General features: G+C 37.9%; 17 protein-coding genes and 1 riboswitch. Of the genes, 11 read left to right on the top strand and 6 right to left on the bottom strand.

All coding sequences use genetic code 11. From position 1 onward, the window contains the following. The first annotated feature begins 497 nt into the window (after nucleotides 1-497). Nucleotides 498-689, top strand: a riboswitch (cobalamin riboswitch). Between the two features lie 29 nt (nucleotides 690-718). The 8 genes from RT445_RS12720 to RT445_RS12685 all read left to right on the top strand — a co-directional run bounded on the left by RT445_RS12720 (nucleotide 719) and on the right by RT445_RS12685 (nucleotide 7,566). Further along, complete coding sequence (locus RT445_RS12720) at nucleotides 719-844, top strand: hypothetical protein (protein WP_274796675.1); 126 nt, start codon at nucleotides 719-721, stop codon at nucleotides 842-844. Between the two features lie 59 nt (nucleotides 845-903). Then, nucleotides 904-1,080, top strand: coding sequence for a hypothetical protein (locus tag RT445_RS12715; protein WP_274796676.1), 177 nt, complete (start codon nucleotides 904-906; stop codon nucleotides 1,078-1,080). An 88-nt stretch (nucleotides 1,081-1,168) separates the two neighbouring features. Continuing rightward, on the top strand, nucleotides 1,169-1,813 hold the full coding sequence (locus RT445_RS12710; protein WP_312507027.1) for a TetR/AcrR family transcriptional regulator: 645 nt from the start codon (nucleotides 1,169-1,171) through the stop codon (nucleotides 1,811-1,813). 18 nt (nucleotides 1,814-1,831) lie between these two features. Then, the gene (locus tag RT445_RS12705; RefSeq protein WP_274796678.1) at nucleotides 1,832-2,851 is read left to right on the top strand and encodes a 2,3-butanediol dehydrogenase; all 1,020 of its coding nucleotides are present in this window, start codon (nucleotides 1,832-1,834) and stop codon (nucleotides 2,849-2,851) included. A gap of 187 nt (nucleotides 2,852-3,038) precedes the next feature. Beyond that, the gene (locus RT445_RS12700; RefSeq protein ID WP_274796679.1) at nucleotides 3,039-4,400 is read left to right on the top strand and encodes a PepSY-associated TM helix domain-containing protein; all 1,362 of its coding nucleotides are present in this window, start codon (nucleotides 3,039-3,041) and stop codon (nucleotides 4,398-4,400) included. A 171-nt stretch (nucleotides 4,401-4,571) separates the two neighbouring features. Continuing rightward, a complete protein-coding gene (locus RT445_RS12695) occupies nucleotides 4,572-6,050 on the top strand; it encodes a sensor histidine kinase (RefSeq protein ID WP_274796680.1) in 1,479 nt (492 codons plus the stop codon). Next, nucleotides 6,028-6,714, top strand: a complete 687-nt coding sequence (locus RT445_RS12690; RefSeq protein WP_274796681.1) for a response regulator transcription factor — start codon at nucleotides 6,028-6,030, stop codon at nucleotides 6,712-6,714. Before RT445_RS12695 ends, RT445_RS12690 begins: the two co-directional genes overlap by 23 nt. Before the next feature lie 162 nt (nucleotides 6,715-6,876). After that, entirely contained in the window at nucleotides 6,877-7,566 is a 690-nt protein-coding gene (locus RT445_RS12685) for an ankyrin repeat domain-containing protein (protein ID WP_396631769.1), read from the top strand. A 125-nt stretch (nucleotides 7,567-7,691) separates the two neighbouring features. On the opposite strand, the gene RT445_RS12680 is transcribed toward RT445_RS12685, so the two are convergent. Then, a complete protein-coding gene (locus RT445_RS12680; RefSeq protein ID WP_312507028.1) occupies nucleotides 7,692-8,450 on the bottom strand; it encodes a CPBP family intramembrane glutamic endopeptidase in 759 nt (252 codons plus the stop codon). Nucleotides 8,451-8,860: 410 nt separating this feature from the next. On the opposite strand from RT445_RS12680, the gene RT445_RS12675 reads away from it, so the two are divergent. Then, nucleotides 8,861-9,946 (top strand): Ig-like domain-containing protein, encoded by a 1,086-nt coding sequence (locus RT445_RS12675; RefSeq protein ID WP_274796684.1) that lies wholly within the window; start codon nucleotides 8,861-8,863, stop codon nucleotides 9,944-9,946. Between the two features lie 108 nt (nucleotides 9,947-10,054). On the opposite strand, the gene RT445_RS12670 is transcribed toward RT445_RS12675, so the two are convergent. The 4 genes from RT445_RS12670 to RT445_RS12655 all read right to left on the bottom strand — a co-directional run bounded on the left by RT445_RS12670 (nucleotide 10,055) and on the right by RT445_RS12655 (nucleotide 13,774). After that, entirely contained in the window at nucleotides 10,055-10,660 is a 606-nt protein-coding gene (locus tag RT445_RS12670; RefSeq protein ID WP_274796685.1) for a response regulator transcription factor, read from the bottom strand. Beyond that, nucleotides 10,657-11,772: a sensor histidine kinase gene (locus tag RT445_RS12665; RefSeq protein WP_274796686.1), complete on the bottom strand. Its 1,116-nt coding sequence runs from the start codon at nucleotides 11,770-11,772 to the stop codon at nucleotides 10,657-10,659. Before RT445_RS12665 ends, RT445_RS12670 begins: the two co-directional genes overlap by 4 nt. 13 nt (nucleotides 11,773-11,785) lie before the next feature. Next, nucleotides 11,786-12,913, bottom strand: coding sequence for a DUF418 domain-containing protein (locus RT445_RS12660; RefSeq protein WP_274796687.1), 1,128 nt, complete (start codon nucleotides 12,911-12,913; stop codon nucleotides 11,786-11,788). Between the two features lie 153 nt (nucleotides 12,914-13,066). Then, nucleotides 13,067-13,774 (bottom strand): class I SAM-dependent methyltransferase, encoded by a 708-nt coding sequence (locus RT445_RS12655; protein ID WP_274796688.1) that lies wholly within the window; start codon nucleotides 13,772-13,774, stop codon nucleotides 13,067-13,069. Nucleotides 13,775-13,933: 159 nt separating this feature from the next. Here RT445_RS12655 and RT445_RS12650 point away from each other — a divergent pair, with 159 nt between their 5' ends. Then, on the top strand, nucleotides 13,934-14,179 hold the full coding sequence (locus RT445_RS12650) for a hypothetical protein (protein ID WP_274796689.1): 246 nt from the start codon (nucleotides 13,934-13,936) through the stop codon (nucleotides 14,177-14,179). 51 nt (nucleotides 14,180-14,230) lie between these two features. Here the strand turns inward: RT445_RS12650 and RT445_RS12645 are convergent, their stop codons facing one another. Continuing rightward, entirely contained in the window at nucleotides 14,231-15,280 is a 1,050-nt protein-coding gene (locus RT445_RS12645; protein WP_274796690.1) for an NAD(P)/FAD-dependent oxidoreductase, read from the bottom strand. A gap of 147 nt (nucleotides 15,281-15,427) precedes the next feature. Between RT445_RS12645 and RT445_RS12640 the strand changes: the two genes are divergently transcribed. Continuing rightward, the coding region (locus tag RT445_RS12640; protein ID WP_313470666.1) for an ABC transporter ATP-binding protein at nucleotides 15,428-15,966 on the top strand (539 nt) is incomplete at its 3' end.

Genomic DNA, 15,966 nt, shown 5'->3' with positions numbered 1-15,966 from the left:
AAGTGGTGGATAGAATGCTCAAAGTGAGGGATAGAACTCTGAAAGTGAAGGATAGTGCTTAAGCCGGTGGATAGAACCCCGAAATTGAAGGATAGCCGACAAAAAGTGGTGGATAGAATGCTCAAAGTGAGGGATAGAACTCTGAAAGTGAAGGATAGTGCTTAAGCCGGTGGATAGAACCCCGAAATTGAAGGATAGCCGACAAAAAGTGGTGGATAGAATGCTCAAAGTGAGGGATAGAACTCTGAAAGTGAAGGATAGCGCTTAAAGCGGTGGATAGAACCCCAAAATTGAAGGATAGCCGACAAAAAGTGGTGGATAGAATGCTTAAAGTGAAGGATAGAACTCTGAAAGTGAAGGATAGCGCTTAAAGCGGCGGATAGAATGCGCGAATTGAAGGATAGACCCTAGGATTGAGTGATAGACTCCAAAAAAGTAAAGGATAGCCCACGATATCTAATCTATTATGATATTAGTACTATGGTATAATAATAAAAACGGAATAATAGGATAGAGGTACAAATTAGATTTTTTAATTTGTTTAAAAGGGAAGATCGGTGAAAATCCGACGCTGTCCCGCAACTGTAAATGGGAGCACATTTCAAAGGGCCACTGTTACGAGTCGTAATGGGAAGGTGGAAGGTGCGATGAACATAAGCCAGGAGACCTGCCTTTATCTAGTACAGCCAAAAACCTACGCGGATAGGGGGTGTTGAGTGTGACTAGAGAAATTCTCCTGCATGCTCATAGTACGATGATTGCTAAAAAGGTAGCTTCTATGTTTAATAGCAAGCTTTTTTTCAACTGGCCATCATCGTATTATGTCGTGTATTTGTCATTGTAGACATCTTTCTAATGAGGGAAAGATGTTTTTTTATGTAAAACAATAAAGGAGCGGTTCACATGAATCCACAAGTGATTGAATACTATGAAAGTCTATTTAAATTAGAAATTATGCAAGAGCCTTACGCGGCTAGACCATTGAAGGAGCTTGTTGAACAGTATGTTGGGCATGATGCCGCACATGAGCAGTCGATTTTAGCGGCATATGCGAATGTTATGAAAGAATTAATTGGATAAAATTCATGTTGGCTACTTCGTAAATGGAAGTAGCCATTATTAATGAGCGCATCCATTGACAATAGTAAATTGTAGGCGTAAGATTTTTTTGAACAATCGTTTTGAACACTTGTTCAAAAAAGAGGTGAGAGAAGTCGATAAGAAAGAAGTAGCACAAAAAGAGAAAAATAAAGAGGTAAAAGAACAAATTTTGCAGGCAGCGAAATCCTTGTTTTCATCAAGAGGCTATGATGGAACGACAGTGAGACAAATTTGTGATGAGGCAAATGTGTCGCTCGCGCTTGTTTCCTATCATTTTGGTGGGAAAGAAAATGTCTTCAATGCATTATTTGAACCGCTACGCGACACCTTTATGAATGCCCATTATGATGTTAGCGATTCACTAGGTGCGCTCAGAAGCTTTTGTCGTAATTTTGTCCTTTATCGTATTCATGAGCATGAATTAATTGATATTTTACAGCAAGAGATTGTCATGAATAGTCCAAGACTAGAGATGCTAAAGGATGTTTTTTTACCTTCCTGGGAGCAGCTTCGAACAATTTTACAAGCGTGTCAAGAGCAACAGACCATACACTATGAGTCCATTGATGTCGCGTTGAACTTTATTATGGGGACGTTAATGTATTCCTTGAATAACCCATTTTTAAATCGTTCTTCTTTACAATCAACACCCGAGCAAATTGCAGAGCTTGCAGTTCATTTCGTGTTCAATGGTCTTCACACAAAACAATAAATAAAGAAGGTAATCACAATGAAAGCAGCAAAATTTTACGGTATTAAAGATATTCGAGTAGAGGAGGCACAACTGCCAGCACTAGAGCCTGGGATGGTGAAAGTGAAAGTTGCGTTTGCCGGAATTTGTGGTAGTGATTTACATGAATATGTAGGCGGGGCCTATGCATTCCGTACACAACCAGTATTAGGGCATGAATTTGCCGGAGTTGTTGTAGAAGTAGCAGAAGGAGTTACACAAACAAAAGTAGGGGATCGCGTAGCAGTGGAGCCGCCAATACCATGTGGCAAATGTGATAACTGTAGACGTGGCTATTCAAACTTATGTAAACGTGGACAATCTTATGGTTATACCATTTCAGGTGGATTCGCTGAATATGCGGTTGTGCAAGAGGGAAATATTTACCAGCTTCCTGATGGTATGAGTTTAGAGCTAGGTGCTCTGGTAGAACCGACAGCGGTAGCTGTGCATGCTGTTCGACAAAGTCAATTAAAGCTTGGCGATACTGCCGCTATTTTTGGCGCAGGTCCCATTGGCTTATTAGTCTTGCAGGCTGTGAAAGCGGCTGGAGCAAGTGAAATCTTTGTAGTGGAGGTTTCCGATGAACGTCGCCAAAAAGCGCTTGATTTGGGTGCAACCTATGTTATCAATCCAATCGACACAGATGCCGTAGCCTATATTCGCGAAAAAACAAATGGTGGAGTAGATGTTGCCTATGATGCAGCAGGTGTTCAAGCAACGTTTACAAGTGGCGTAAGTGCTGTTCGCCCTGGCGGCGAATTTAAAATTGTCAGTGTCTGGGAAAGACCAGTTGAATTTAATCCAAATGCGGTAGTTTCACCAGAGGTAACAATTAGCGGTTCATTTGCCTATGTTAACATTTTCCCTGAAGTCATTCGATTACTAGCACGAGGTGTCATTGATGGACAAGCCGTGATTACAAGTGAAATTGCTTTAGAGGATATTGTGGAAAAAGGCTTTGAGGCTTTAACAAAAGATCGTAGTCAGTGTAAAATTTTGGTGAATATGAGTTTGTAAATCTTGCCCTAATCATAGTCAAACTTGAGTCAAAACAGGTTTGGCTATGATTATTTTTGTTCATAAATATCATAATACCAATTGGAATACATTTGTTTGTCATAAAACTGCCTTTAGGACTTCATTCATATTTCACTTTTACTTTATATAATAAATTTGCTATATATAAAAAGAACGGAGATTAAATATGAAAAATTTGCTTTATTCAAGGTTTTGGCGGCTACATTTTTTCGCAGCACTTTTTATAACGCCATTATTGTTATCTCTTACTTTAAGTGGGATTGGCTATTTATTTTTTACAGATGTAGAGAACAAATTATATGATGATTACTTTTTTGGAGAAAGCCATAAAGAAGAGGTCTTAACGATTGATGAAGCCGTAGAAAAAGCGGAAGCGGCATTTGCGGGGTACTCCACAACTAAAGTCATTATGCTGGAAGAACCATATAATACCCGTTTAACATTATCAAATGGGAAAGAAGAAAAATATGTATTTTTAGATGATCACAATCAAATGGTAGGTAGTCAGGATGCCAACTATACATTCTCTAATATTATGAGAAATACGCATAGCTCCCTATTTATTGGCGGTACATTTGTCAATTATTTAGTAGAACTAGCAGCATGCTGGACTATCTTTTTATTACTGTCAGGTCTTTATATGACATTTAAAGGGAATGCTCTGAAAAAGCACAAGTCGGAAAATAAACGCCAAAAAAGTAAGAGATACCATGCGCTTGTTGGGACCATTATTACGATTCCAATGGTAATGTTCATTTCTACAGGGCTATTATGGTCTGCTTTTCAAGGGTCAATCCTTTCCAATATTGCTTCAGAGAGTCCAACGTTTGGTTACCCAATATTACAGCAAAAGCCACCAACATCGGATGTCTCGGAAATACCATGGGCGACTCGCCAATTAGAAGCACCATCGTCTGAAGGCGAACATGCACAGCATCATGGAGGCGGCGCTGTCCGTTATACAAACGACAACCAAATCTCGATTGCTAACCTTGAAAAAGAAATCGATGCAATGAATATCACTAAGCCTTATTCAATTATTTACCCTTCAAATAGTGAAGGCGTATATACAGTGGCAAAGGCTAGTAACTCTGGAGTAACGGGTCTAGATGTCAAACCTACAGAAGAAGCGACAATGTATTTTGATCAATATAGTGGCAAGTTTATCGATCAAGTCAACTATAAGGATTACGGTATGTTAGCCAAGTTCTTTTCATGGGGTATTCCTTTACATGAAGGCCACTTATTTGGCTGGCCTAATAAGCTGCTAAACTTAGTGATTTGTCTCGCCTTTTTAGCTGTCATTGTCTGGGGAATTCGCATGTGGATTTTACGTAGGAAAAAAGGCGAGCTGTCAGCACCACCTCAAATTTCTCATAAAATTTCATTGCCTTTTGTGATCTTCCTTATTATTTTAGGTGTATTAATGCCATTGTTTGGCGCTTCCTTGATCGCTGTAGTGTTGATTGAACTTATCATTATTGGCTGGCAAACAAAAAAGAAATTAAGAGCAGAAGAAACAAAATAAATGACTGGATACGGCACAGCATTAAGGTGCCGTATCTTTTTTTGTGTTGTTTACTTCAATAGCATACGCGCAATACTGTAATTGTTTATAGATTTTTCAGCCGAATTTTATAAAGTTTTAAGATTTGTATGGTACATTGCTAGTAGCTTCAGCTTTATTGGGGGAATGTAGATGTCAATTAAAACGAGGTTTTTACTATCTTATATTGGTGTTATTTTTATTGCCATCGCTCTATTACTAGCAGCAGTTTTTCTTTTTTCCTTTGCTATTACAGGTGATGTTAAAGCGATTGAGCATTTTTATAAAAAATCCTATGTCCAAAAACCTTTGACAACGGTAGAGGAAAATGCTTTTTTGGATTTAAAATTACTAGCTAAAACTGATCCCAAGCAGCTTTTAGATGTCAAGCAGCTAGAAAAAATAAATGCCCCTGCGATTGAGATTGTTGTACGAAAAGATCACCAAATTGTCTATTCTACGCAGAAAAACCATAAGCAATTGTTGCTGAAAAGTTTACCTGGTTTTGAGGCAACGAATATAAATTCTCGTGACACCATCATGATTAATCAAGCATTTTATACGTATGTAAAATTCGATTTTTATTTTCCGGATGAAACAGAGGGAAGTATTTTCGTTTTACGAGAGGTTAGTTCCCGTGCAGAAGTAACACGAGAGCTATTACCTATTCTTTTAGGTATTTTATTTGTCTTATTTATGATGATTATTGGCATATTAAATTATTTAGTTTCGAGAAGTATTATTAATCCAATTTCTGCTTTAAAGGAAGGGGCAGAACGCATAAAATCGGGTGATTTGGATTTTGAAATTACGTCCCGTTCGAATGATGAAATAGGACAGCTTAATCGATCGTTTGAAGAAATGAGGATTAAGCTGAAAGAATCGATCCAGCTGCAGCTTCAATATGAGGAAAATCGAAAAGAATTACTATCAAATATCTCACATGATTTAAAAACGCCAATGACCTCGATTATTGGCTATGTAGAGGGCATCAAAGATGGTGTGGCGAATACAGAGGAGAAGATGGATAAATATTTAACAACTATCTATACGAAAGCAAAGGATATGGATGTATTAATTGATGAGCTGTTCTTATTTTCAAAGTTGGACTTAAAAAAGATTCCATTCCAAATGGAAAACGTCAATTTACAGCAATATATGCATGATTATGTAGAGGATGCGAGCTTTGATTTTATTGATCGAGACATTCACTTACAATATATATCAGCGGACTCACCACTTTTTGTTATGGCTGATCGTGATAAATTAAGAAGGGTCCTGTCAAACTTATTAAGCAATAGTGAAAAATATATGGATAAACCATATAAGCAAATTATTATTTCCTTACATGAGCGAGTAGATGACGCGATTATTCAAGTAACAGATAATGGTACGGGTATTGATCCTGTCGCATTACCTCACATTTTTGATCGCTTTTACCGTGCAGAGCTCTCACGTAATTCGCAAACAGGTGGGAGTGGCTTAGGCTTAGCCATTGCGAAACAAATTGTGCTTGAAATGGGCGGCGACATTTGGGCGAACAGTGAGCTAACAAAGGGGACGAGCATTTTCATTTCATTGAAAAAGGCGGAGGAGAAGGTGAAAGAACATGAAAAAAATACTGCTAATTGAAGATGAAGTGAGCATAGCAGAGCTCCAACGAGATTATTTGGAAATTAATGGGTTTGTAGTGAATATTCAGCATCAAGGAGATGATGGACTGAAACAGGCACTTGAAGGTGATTATGATTTAATCATTTTGGATATTATGCTGCCTGGGATGAATGGCTTCGAAATTTGTAAACAGATTCGTGCAGTGAACAATATTCCAATACTGTTTGTGTCGGCTAAAAAAGAAGATATTGATAAAATTCGAGGTCTTGGACTAGGAGCAGATGATTATATTACAAAGCCCTTTAGTCCAAGTGAGCTAGTGGCAAGGGTCAAGGCTCATTTATCGAGATATGAGCGTCTTGCAACAAATCAGCAAACCAACCATTTGATGTCCATCCATGGCATTACTATTGATACATCAGCCAGAAAGGTTTTTGTGAATGGAGATGAAATTGCCTTTACGACAAAGGAATTTGATTTGTTGGTATTTTTTGCGAAACACCCCAATCAGGTATTAAGTAAAGAACAATTATATGAGCGTAACTGGGGTTATGAATCAGCTGCGGATGTTTCGACTGTTACTGTCCATATTCGAAAGCTACGTGAAAAAATTGAACGTGATCCCGCACAGCCCAAATTTTTAGAAACCGTTTGGGGAGCAGGCTATCGCTTCAATGTATAAGAAAAGATATCTCGTCTTGTTGGCGAGGTATTTTTTTGTACAAGATTTTAGACTTTTTTAAGAAATGGTTAATAGGCAATTTAGCATTACCACGTACACTAAAGAAAGTACATCATCAAATTAGAAAGGGGTGTATGACAGGTGAAGGAGATACAGGCAGTTATGATAGCATTATCATTTTTACTGCAAGGGTGTTCCTCCAATGATACAGAGGCTATCCAGCTTGATAGAGGGGGAAGTGAAGAGGTGAAAACAGATTTGACAGGCGAGCTTTTGAAAGCAGCAGAAAAAGGAGATATAGAGGTGCTTCGAAAGGTTCTGGAGCAAAAAGTAGATATCAATGCTCAGGATGCAAACAAGCGAACGGCCTTAATGATTGCTACATATAATCAGGATGTGGAGGCAGCCAAGCTATTAATTGAGGCGGGGGCAGATGTTAATATTCAAGATAGCATGCAAAACACACCGTTCCTCTATGCAGGAGCAGAAGGCTATCTCGATATTTTAAAGCTTACTATTCAGGCGGGAGCAGATCCTACGATTTTGAATGGATATGGCGGAACAGCATTAATTCCAGCAGCAGAGCATGGTCATGTGGAGGTCATCGAGGAGTTATTAACGAATACAGACATTAACGTCAATCATGTCAATCATTTAGGATGGACAGCCCTAATGGAGGCGATTGTCTTAAATAACGGCAATCCTACACAGCAGACCGTGATTCAATTATTAATTGAGCATGGTGCAGATGTGACTATACCCGATCAAAATAATGTTACACCATTGCAACACGCGAAACAGCGAGGCTTTCAAGAGATTGAACAAATCCTAATTGCCGCGGGAGCAAAATAATCCACATTATAGACAAAAGGAATCTAGAGGTCACGCTCTCGATTCCTTTTGTTGTACGATATATTTAAAACCTCCATATGCGAACCTTTAGAGTTTTTATTGAAGAAAATAAGAGATATAGAAAATTATTGTAAAATGTTGTTTTTATAATTATTTTTTCTTTTATCAATTAGCAACAAAACTGACAGCACGACTACACTCAATATCACTATAAACAAAAAAGACAAGTAGAGCGTCATAAATCCTCCAAATGTCTCATCAAACTCTAAAAGAGCGACATCTGGGTTATACATGCCTCCCATGGAAATATATCTAGCCACTTCAAGATAAACAATATGAAAGAGAATACTCATCCATAGTGTACCTGTATATCTTCTATATAGCTGTAGAGCAATGCCAAAAATGAAGAGTAAAATAAAGTAGTCTATAGTTACTGTAAATGGTTCACTAAAGAATATGGATGCCATGGCCATCACCATAATCGGCACACATATGAAAATTAACGGTTGCAAAATTAATGAGATGATAAACCGATATTTCTTATGCAACTCTTCAAAAATTAGTCCCCGGATAAAAACTTCTTCTGGAAATGCCTCATACATAAATGCTGTTAATGAATTGATTAAAATAGCGATAATGACATTTGTTGTCAAGTTCAACCTGACATTTTCTATGCCACCAAATAAATAAGCTGTTAAAATGCCTGATACGAGTAAAATAAAAGGCAACGCAATACCGAACATCAACTTAGATAATGAATTAACACCCTTCAATCCAATATTTTTTAAAAAATCTGGATTTTCTCTTTTAAGTACAAAAAGGACAACAAGCGTTAACCCAGTAAAAATCATTCCTTGTAAAAGCATGGCTATTTTTTTATCCATACCTTGTGTTTCTATCAAATATTGTCCGACATTTCCCGAAACAAAGAGAAATAGTGATACGAGTACAAAGTACAAAAGCAACCGGCTAATCCTGAATGTCGAAGAACTTATTTGAAATCCCCCTCTTTTTAATGTGGTGTCGTTATAGATTACGTATCAACAAGTGTATAGTTTCAATTTTCTTAAAGTGAATTATGGAAAATTATAGAATATTACCAATGTGTATTCCAGTTAATGGTCTGTTTGTTATTGTTACATACCAGATGTTTTGAAAATTTCTTTCTAGTTGTTCTTAAATTATTTTTCTTATTTTTTTATTTTTTTTTAATAGTTTATTTATTGGCAGTTTAGATATGGGCTTTATGATAAATCTTGTAAACCAAATGACACCAAAAAGGAGAGTTTTATAGATGAAATTAAGAAAACGTATGGTTCCAGCAGCATTAGCATTATCCGTTTTATCAGCAGGTCTTGTTACATTTAACGAGCCTTTGAATGCAGAGGCAGCAAGTAAGAAAGTGGTAACAGCTGCCGAAAATGAGCAAGTAGCAAAGATTACAAATATTAAGCCATTAAATACAATGACACTTCAAATTACATTTAACCAGCCGTTAGCAGCAGCTGATGTAGATCTGAATAATCTAGATGCAATTAAACAGCATTTTACGTTTAATGGAGATTTAGAGATTGTCAATGTGCCACGCTTAATGACAGGATCTAAGAGTACATATATTGTACCGACGACATTCCAAGAAGATGACTTCATCTATACATTGAGCTATAAAGAACAGCGGAATAAAGTTTTTGAAGGAACAGATGAAAAAGTATTTGTGCGCAATGTGGAGCAAGTAACAAACGATACATTTACATTGGAATCATTCCAAGAGGATGGCGTTGTGGACTATGCCAATATTATTGAAGCATATCGCGCTGGTCGTGGAGATTTAGCATTTAGCTTAGATCGTCATAATCGAGATGCGAGTGGCAAACGTTTTGATGTTATATCTTCATTACGTGACCGCTATGTGACAGTGAAAACAAGTGAAGGAGAAGAGTTTGTAGCAAACTATGTACCATTCACGCAAGCAGCAGATGGCAGACAAGCTCCTCAATTTAGATTACCGGCTGGACAAATATTAAAACCAGGTGTCACATATCGCGTGTACTCACAATGGGCGGAAATGGATGTAAAGAGCTTTGTAGCACAAGAAATCGCACCATTTACACTACAATCAGCAAAAGCTATTGATGAAAAATCATTCGAATTACAATTAACAAATGATCCTCAATCTGATTTACTAGCAGGAAGAAGTGTTGAGCTACGTGGAAATGATGGTAGCACATTACAAGCACAGTATCGCTATTCATCACGTAAAGGTGCTGTAGGTATCTTTGATGTTGCGAACGGTGGCACGTTAAAAGCGAATGTAAGTTATACAGTTATGCCATTAAACAACTGGGCCACAGCAACAAATGTAGTTCTACAAGGAAAATAATTTTTAATAGAATAATGAATCTGTCATTTGAAACCTAAAACCTGAAACCTAATAGATGTAAAGTATCCAAATAAAAATCTCGTCACATGCTGTGGCGAGATTTTTTAGCTATAGCCAGCCTTTTTCACGTGCTACCTGAGCGGCTTGCTGTCTAGATTCGACCTGTAGCTTTTGAATAGAGGTTGATAAATAATTGCGAATGGTGCCTTTTGTTAAAAATAATCGTTTACTAATTTCATTTGTCGTTAAGCCTTCTTGAACAAGTTGTAGTACGGCAATTTCGCGTTCATTTAAAGGGTTATGCTCTTTCATAAATAAGGTAGCGGCTAAATCCTTGCTGACTACCTTTTCTCCTTGCATGATTTTCCGAATTGTAGCGATTAAATAATCAATGGGTTCATCTTTTAGTAGATAGCCGTGAACCTCACAGTCCATCGCTTTTTGTAAATAGCCCGGGCGTGCAAAAGTTGTGACAATCATGACTTTGCAGGGGAGGTTAGCCTGTTTAATTTTTTCTGCAAGCTCCAATCCTGACAAATGAGGCATTTCTATATCTACGACACAAACATCAGGTAGCTCCTGTTGAATGTAGTCCCATGCTTTTTGACCATCTGACACTTCTGCTATTACTTCAATATCTGGTTCAAAAGATAAGAGCGATGTTAAGGCACCCCGTAGCATTTGTTGGTCCTCAGCTAGTAATACACGTATCATGTTAGAGGCTCCTTTCCATCTTGAATGGGTATGGTTAGTACCACACTTGTACCTGTAGGTGTGTTATTTTCAACCGTGGCCGAGCCCTGAAGAACTTGCATTCTTTCTTTCATTGAATGGATGCCATTGCCAAGCCCTTTCTGCGATAATCCAATTCCATCGTCTTTCATCTCTAGCGTATACAGTCCATTGTGACAATGGATTGTCATGTGGCATTTTTTTGCCTCACTATGCTTGAGGAGGTTTGTCGTAGCTTCTCGTACACATAAAGCAAGCATCGTTTCCTCCACGCTAGAAAGGACGATTGTAGGGCATTGATTGTGTAGCGTTGTTGTAATATTCGCGCTTTGTAATAGTTGCTGACAGTGTATTAACTCGGTCTGTAATGATACAAAATTCATATCAGATACGAGCTCTCGTACTTGTTTTAGGGCGGTACGAGTAGTGGCTAGTATCTCATTTAATTCTTGTTTGACACTTGAAGGATCTCGGTCGATTAGTTTAGTCGTTAGCTCTGTTTTGATTTTAATCATCGTCAGCGTATGACCAATCGTGTCATGGAGATCTCTAGCAATTCGCTGTCGTTCCTCTTGTTGAACGAGCTGCGTATTGACATCAGCCAATTCAGATTGTAGGTTTTTCGACTTTTCTACAAAATAAATAAGGACAGGAAACACCATTTGAATAATCATCATTGGTGCTAGTACCTGTGATTCAACTGTTACTAGCGAATCTGTAGTAAGTTTCATGACGCCTAAAAACATGACAGCTATACCAAGCATCCCAATCGCGATATGCCATTTCGATTTGGCTCTTCCTAATAAATCGGCAAAGGTAAATCCGAAAATCAGCATAAAGATGTCCTCATATATACCGAGGATAGTAATAAGGAGGAAGGCTACAAGTGAAGCTACAAGCAACCTCCAATCTCGATGCCATAAAGCTATATAGAAGGCACCGAGATACAAGCCTAAAATCGATATTCGAGCTGCCAAAGGGAGAGCTGAATGAGACCATAACACCATCGTTATTAAAACAATCAAGGACATCACATCGATGATTAAATAATGCTTTATTTGTTCTCTAGGATAAATTTTTATTTCATACACCATCCTTTGTTGCGTATTACTGTGTCATCGCTTGAATGGTTTTTTTACGAATCCACTCCATCGGGCCCATATGAAAGCGCTGCTGCCAAAATGACGCTAACATGAGCTGTAGGCAAGATAGGGCTAGCCAAATACTGATAATAACAATGCTATTTAATTGACCTCCTAAGCCAAGCCCCCAGCCATAAAAAATGATAGAAGCCAGCACGTTTTGGAGGACATAACAGCTCAAAGACATCTTGCCAACTTGTGCAAAACATTGCCACAGCCAATCCAGTCTCTTATATTCTACCAGTTTACCTAAAATACCAATATAGCCAATTGATAGAATAGGAGCACATAAATAGCGAACAGGTAAATCAAACAGTCCACCAGGAACAAATAACAGTAAATTTAACGGTAGGCCAATATATATACCGATTTTAAAGAGCTTTTGACGAGCTTGACGTCCTTTGTCATGCTGCGAAAATACCTCATTGCGCATGAATTTCACACCAAGTAAAAATAAAAAGACATTCATTGGGATAATAAAAATGGCTTCTGTTCGATAAAATAAAAAATTCGTCAGACGATGTTGAACTTGTGCAAGCCATGTGCCCTGTTCATATAGAGCAGCCACAGTTTCCATACCATTGAAGGAAATAATTGTACCCTGTAGGCTACTAATGAAAATCAATAGAATCATAAGGACATGAAAGCTACCAAACAGATAGAAAGCCCATGTCATCACTTTGTCACCTAATCGGATTAGGAAGGCAACTATGAAAGCTGTCACTGCGTAGCTCATTAAAATATCGTATTCCATGACAAGTGTATAATGCAGCAATCCTTCCAAACCTAAAAAGACAATTGTCCAAAGATAGACGCCCGGCCAAGCATTTCCTCTTCGTAGAGCTTGTTGGTATTTTAATTGTAAGCCTACCCCAAACATAATGGTTAACAGCCCAAGGAGCTTCCCATTGACGAAAAATAGGACGACCATTCGTAAAAAGTCATTGAAGGACCACCAACCAGAATAATTACTCGTTGTGATATACGATAAATCTCCTAGATAAGCAAAAATCCAAATATTTGTGCCAAGTGTTCCTAAGACAGCAAAGCCTCTTAACATATCGATAAAGGGGAGTCGTTGTTGTGTTTGCATAAGTTTAATCACTCTTTCTTTTGTTTTCTTATGTTTTAAGAATAAGAAATTATAAAGAGAAAACCTATTCACAGCAGTCAAAGAATCTAGATGACAGGTGTCATAAAATTGCTGTAACGGCAAAAAAACCAGCAACATTAGAAGCTGGCTCATTTATTTTGTACATGAATAAATACGATAGTCCAAATATTTTCCGTATTTTTCGTTCATCGTCATATGCTCATCCATTACATCTAGTAATTCGGGTTCAATATGTTGGGAAAAATGAAATTCGTGCTGAGACGAGATGGATTTATTTTTTTGTATTCGAATATTGTGAAACCCAGCTTGCTGCAATAATGTGACCCAATCCTTTTTCGTAAGAAGAGATTCAAATCCATAAAACTGCTGGATTTCTTGTGCTAGTTGGGAGGGAAGTATTGCAGGAAGGGTGAATTCAATGGCAATAAAGCGGCCCCCTTTTTTTAATAAACGATAAATCTCTTGTAAAGCCCGTTGTTGATTGACAAAGGCCAGAACCGATTCGGCAAGAATGAAGTCAAAAGACTCTTTTTCAATTGAGGTTTGCTCAATCGAGCCTTCTATAAGGTTGACAGCTAAATGAGTTTTTTGCATTCGTTGTCTAGCTTTTTCGATCATAAGAGGATGAACATCGATGCCCGTGACATTTGCCTGATAGAAGGAAGCTAAATAAGCAGCAGTTTGCCCTGTGCCACACCCCACATCTAAAATGTCTACACCTCGCTGGATATTCTCATGTTCAAAAAGTGCTTTTGATAGATTAATGCCCCCAGGATGTGCACCTCCGATACCAAATTTAGCTAAAAATTGGAGATAATTAGAGCTTTGAATAATAAACACCTTCTTTTTTCTTATAGTATGACAAGAAAACTAGTAAGGTGACGTCCATATAGTAGTGTCTTACGAAATATATTATTTTTAACACTTCTTCAAATGTCTAATTCATCCTTAAAATTCGCACATATACTATCTTGAAGCTTTCAGATAGGGGGTGTATAAATGCCATATTTCCATCCAAATGCTAGAAGGGGATCATATCCGCCGAGCAATAGACAATATTTTGGCCCACCTTTTCGAGGTAGATCCATACAACAACCTTACTATTCTCCTAACCAACAATCACAAGGTTTAAGATTAGGGAATTTGCCTGATCATTTAAATACGATTATGGGGCACGCTGGGACGATTACGAATGGAGTCAATATGTTAAGGCAGATGGGGTCATTACTAAGTTTATTTAAATAAAAGCTAAAAACCCTCTTAAGAGAAGGATCTTAAGAGGGTACATAAAAGTGTTTAATTGACTTGGACAAGTTGCTTTTCAATAATAGAACGATTTTTTTCTTTAAATAGCTCATTATGAGAGGAGACCATACCATGACGATAGGCTGATGGCTCTAAATAAGTCTTAATCGAGTTAACGGCATTAGCCGCATCCTGGAATGTCCCAAGTAGTAAATTAATTTTTCCTTCAAACGATAAAATATCTCCTGCTGCAAAAATGCCAGGCTGTGCCGTCTCTCCAGTTGCTCTTCCTTCTACATAATAATCATCCTTTTTAGGAACAGCAATGGCCTCATCAAATGTGAGGGATGCTTCACAATTATAGCCGTGGCTTACGATCACCTCATCGATTTGACGAATATAGCTTTGTTTAGTTGTCGTGTTTTCACATGTCACTAATTGAATAGCCGTTTTATTAGCATTGGCAGTAAGCTTTGTAATAGTTGTATTACACTCAATGTGTACACCAGCATCCAGTGCTTCCTGTACAGTTGCTTCATGTGCAGATAACTTCTCTTTACGGTAAACAACGGTCACACTTTTGGCAATCGGGCTTAATTCAACAGCCCAATCAATGGCCGCATTGCCACCACCTGAAATCAAGATATCCTTATCAACAAAGCGTTTATAGGATTGTACAGTATAATGTAAATTCGCCATTTCGTATTTTTCAGCACCTTCAAGTGTTAGCTTTTGTGGATTGATAATGCCACCTCCTACAGCTAACAGCACTGTTCTCGAATAATGCTTTTCACCCGTCGCTGTATGTATGATAAATAGATCATCCTGGCGTTCAATAAAGTCTACCTTTGTGTTAGTCAAAATCGTAGGATCAAACGTTTTTGCTTGCTCGATTAACTGTTTAGCAAACTGCTCGCCTAACACAGGAGGGTGTCCGCCAATATCCCAAATCAACTTTTCAGGATACAGTAATACTTTTCCACCTAACTGTGGTTGGCTTTCCAATAATTTTGTTTTTAATCCACGTAAACCACTATAAAAGGCACTATATAAGCCAGCAGGGCCTCCGCCAATAATTGTCACATCGTATATAGGTTGCATTTTTATTGCCACATCCTTAATGAATAGTAAAAAAGTAATTGACAAAATCTTATCGGAAAACTAGACTAATTCTAGTGATAATGATTATCATTTTTAACTATGAATATCATAGCATGGAAATAAGTAAAAAGAAAGTGAGGGTCCGTTTTGCGTTTAGAAGTTGACTCGATACGTGTTGGTTATGAGAGCAAAACCATTGTGCATGACTTATCATTGCAAATTCCAGATGGCAAAATTACGACGATTATTGGTTCAAATGGTTGTGGAAAATCAACGTTATTAAAGGCCATTACGCGTATTTTAAAGCATGAGAGTGGGCAGGTCATATTAGATGGTCAAACGATTTCCAAGATGAAAACGAAAGAATTGGCTAAAGAGCTGGCAATTCTACCACAGAGTCCAGAAAGTGCACATGGTTTAACAGTGGAAGAGCTAGTATCCTACGGTCGATTTCCTTATCAAAAGGGCTTTGGGAATTTATCTCAAAAGGATAAAGAGGTAATCGATTGGGCTCTACAGGTGACCAAAACAAAAGACTTCCGTTTACAATCTGTGGATGCTCTATCTGGTGGACAGCGTCAGCGTGTGTGGATTGCGATGGCATTAGCTCAGGAGACTGACATTATTTTTTTAGATGAACCCACAACCTATTTAGATATGGCGCATCAGCTTGAGGTTTTAGAGCT

Origin of the sequence: Lysinibacillus sp., assembly GCF_032093475.1 — a bacterium.
GTDB lineage: Bacteria > Bacillota > Bacilli > Bacillales_A > Planococcaceae > Lysinibacillus > Lysinibacillus irui.
The sequence above is the reverse complement of the archived record's forward strand: the minus strand, read 5'-3'. Positions and strand labels throughout refer to the sequence as shown.

Excerpts from the sequence above, each read along its gene's own strand:
- RT445_RS12715 (WP_274796676.1), top strand. The coding sequence starts at position 904 with ATGAATCCACAAGTGATTGAATACTATGAAAGTCTATTTAAATTAGAA.
- RT445_RS12705 (WP_274796678.1), top strand. The coding sequence starts at position 1,832 with ATGAAAGCAGCAAAATTTTACGGTATTAAAGATATTCGAGTAGAGGAG.
- RT445_RS12700 (WP_274796679.1), top strand. The coding sequence starts at position 3,039 with ATGAAAAATTTGCTTTATTCAAGGTTTTGGCGGCTACATTTTTTCGCA.
- RT445_RS12695 (WP_274796680.1), top strand. The coding sequence starts at position 4,572 with ATGTCAATTAAAACGAGGTTTTTACTATCTTATATTGGTGTTATTTTT.
- RT445_RS12690 (WP_274796681.1), top strand. The coding sequence starts at position 6,028 with ATGAAAAAAATACTGCTAATTGAAGATGAAGTGAGCATAGCAGAGCTC.
- RT445_RS12685 (WP_396631769.1), top strand. The coding sequence starts at position 6,877 with ATGATAGCATTATCATTTTTACTGCAAGGGTGTTCCTCCAATGATACA.
- RT445_RS12680 (WP_312507028.1), bottom strand. The coding sequence starts at position 8,450 with ATGGATAAAAAAATAGCCATGCTTTTACAAGGAATGATTTTTACTGGG.
- RT445_RS12675 (WP_274796684.1), top strand. The coding sequence starts at position 8,861 with ATGAAATTAAGAAAACGTATGGTTCCAGCAGCATTAGCATTATCCGTT.
- RT445_RS12670 (WP_274796685.1), bottom strand. The coding sequence starts at position 10,660 with ATGATACGTGTATTACTAGCTGAGGACCAACAAATGCTACGGGGTGCC.
- RT445_RS12665 (WP_274796686.1), bottom strand. The coding sequence starts at position 11,772 with ATGGTGTATGAAATAAAAATTTATCCTAGAGAACAAATAAAGCATTAT.
- RT445_RS12660 (WP_274796687.1), bottom strand. The coding sequence starts at position 12,913 with ATGCAAACACAACAACGACTCCCCTTTATCGATATGTTAAGAGGCTTT.
- RT445_RS12650 (WP_274796689.1), top strand. The coding sequence starts at position 13,934 with ATGCCATATTTCCATCCAAATGCTAGAAGGGGATCATATCCGCCGAGC.
- RT445_RS12645 (WP_274796690.1), bottom strand. The coding sequence starts at position 15,280 with ATGCAACCTATATACGATGTGACAATTATTGGCGGAGGCCCTGCTGGC.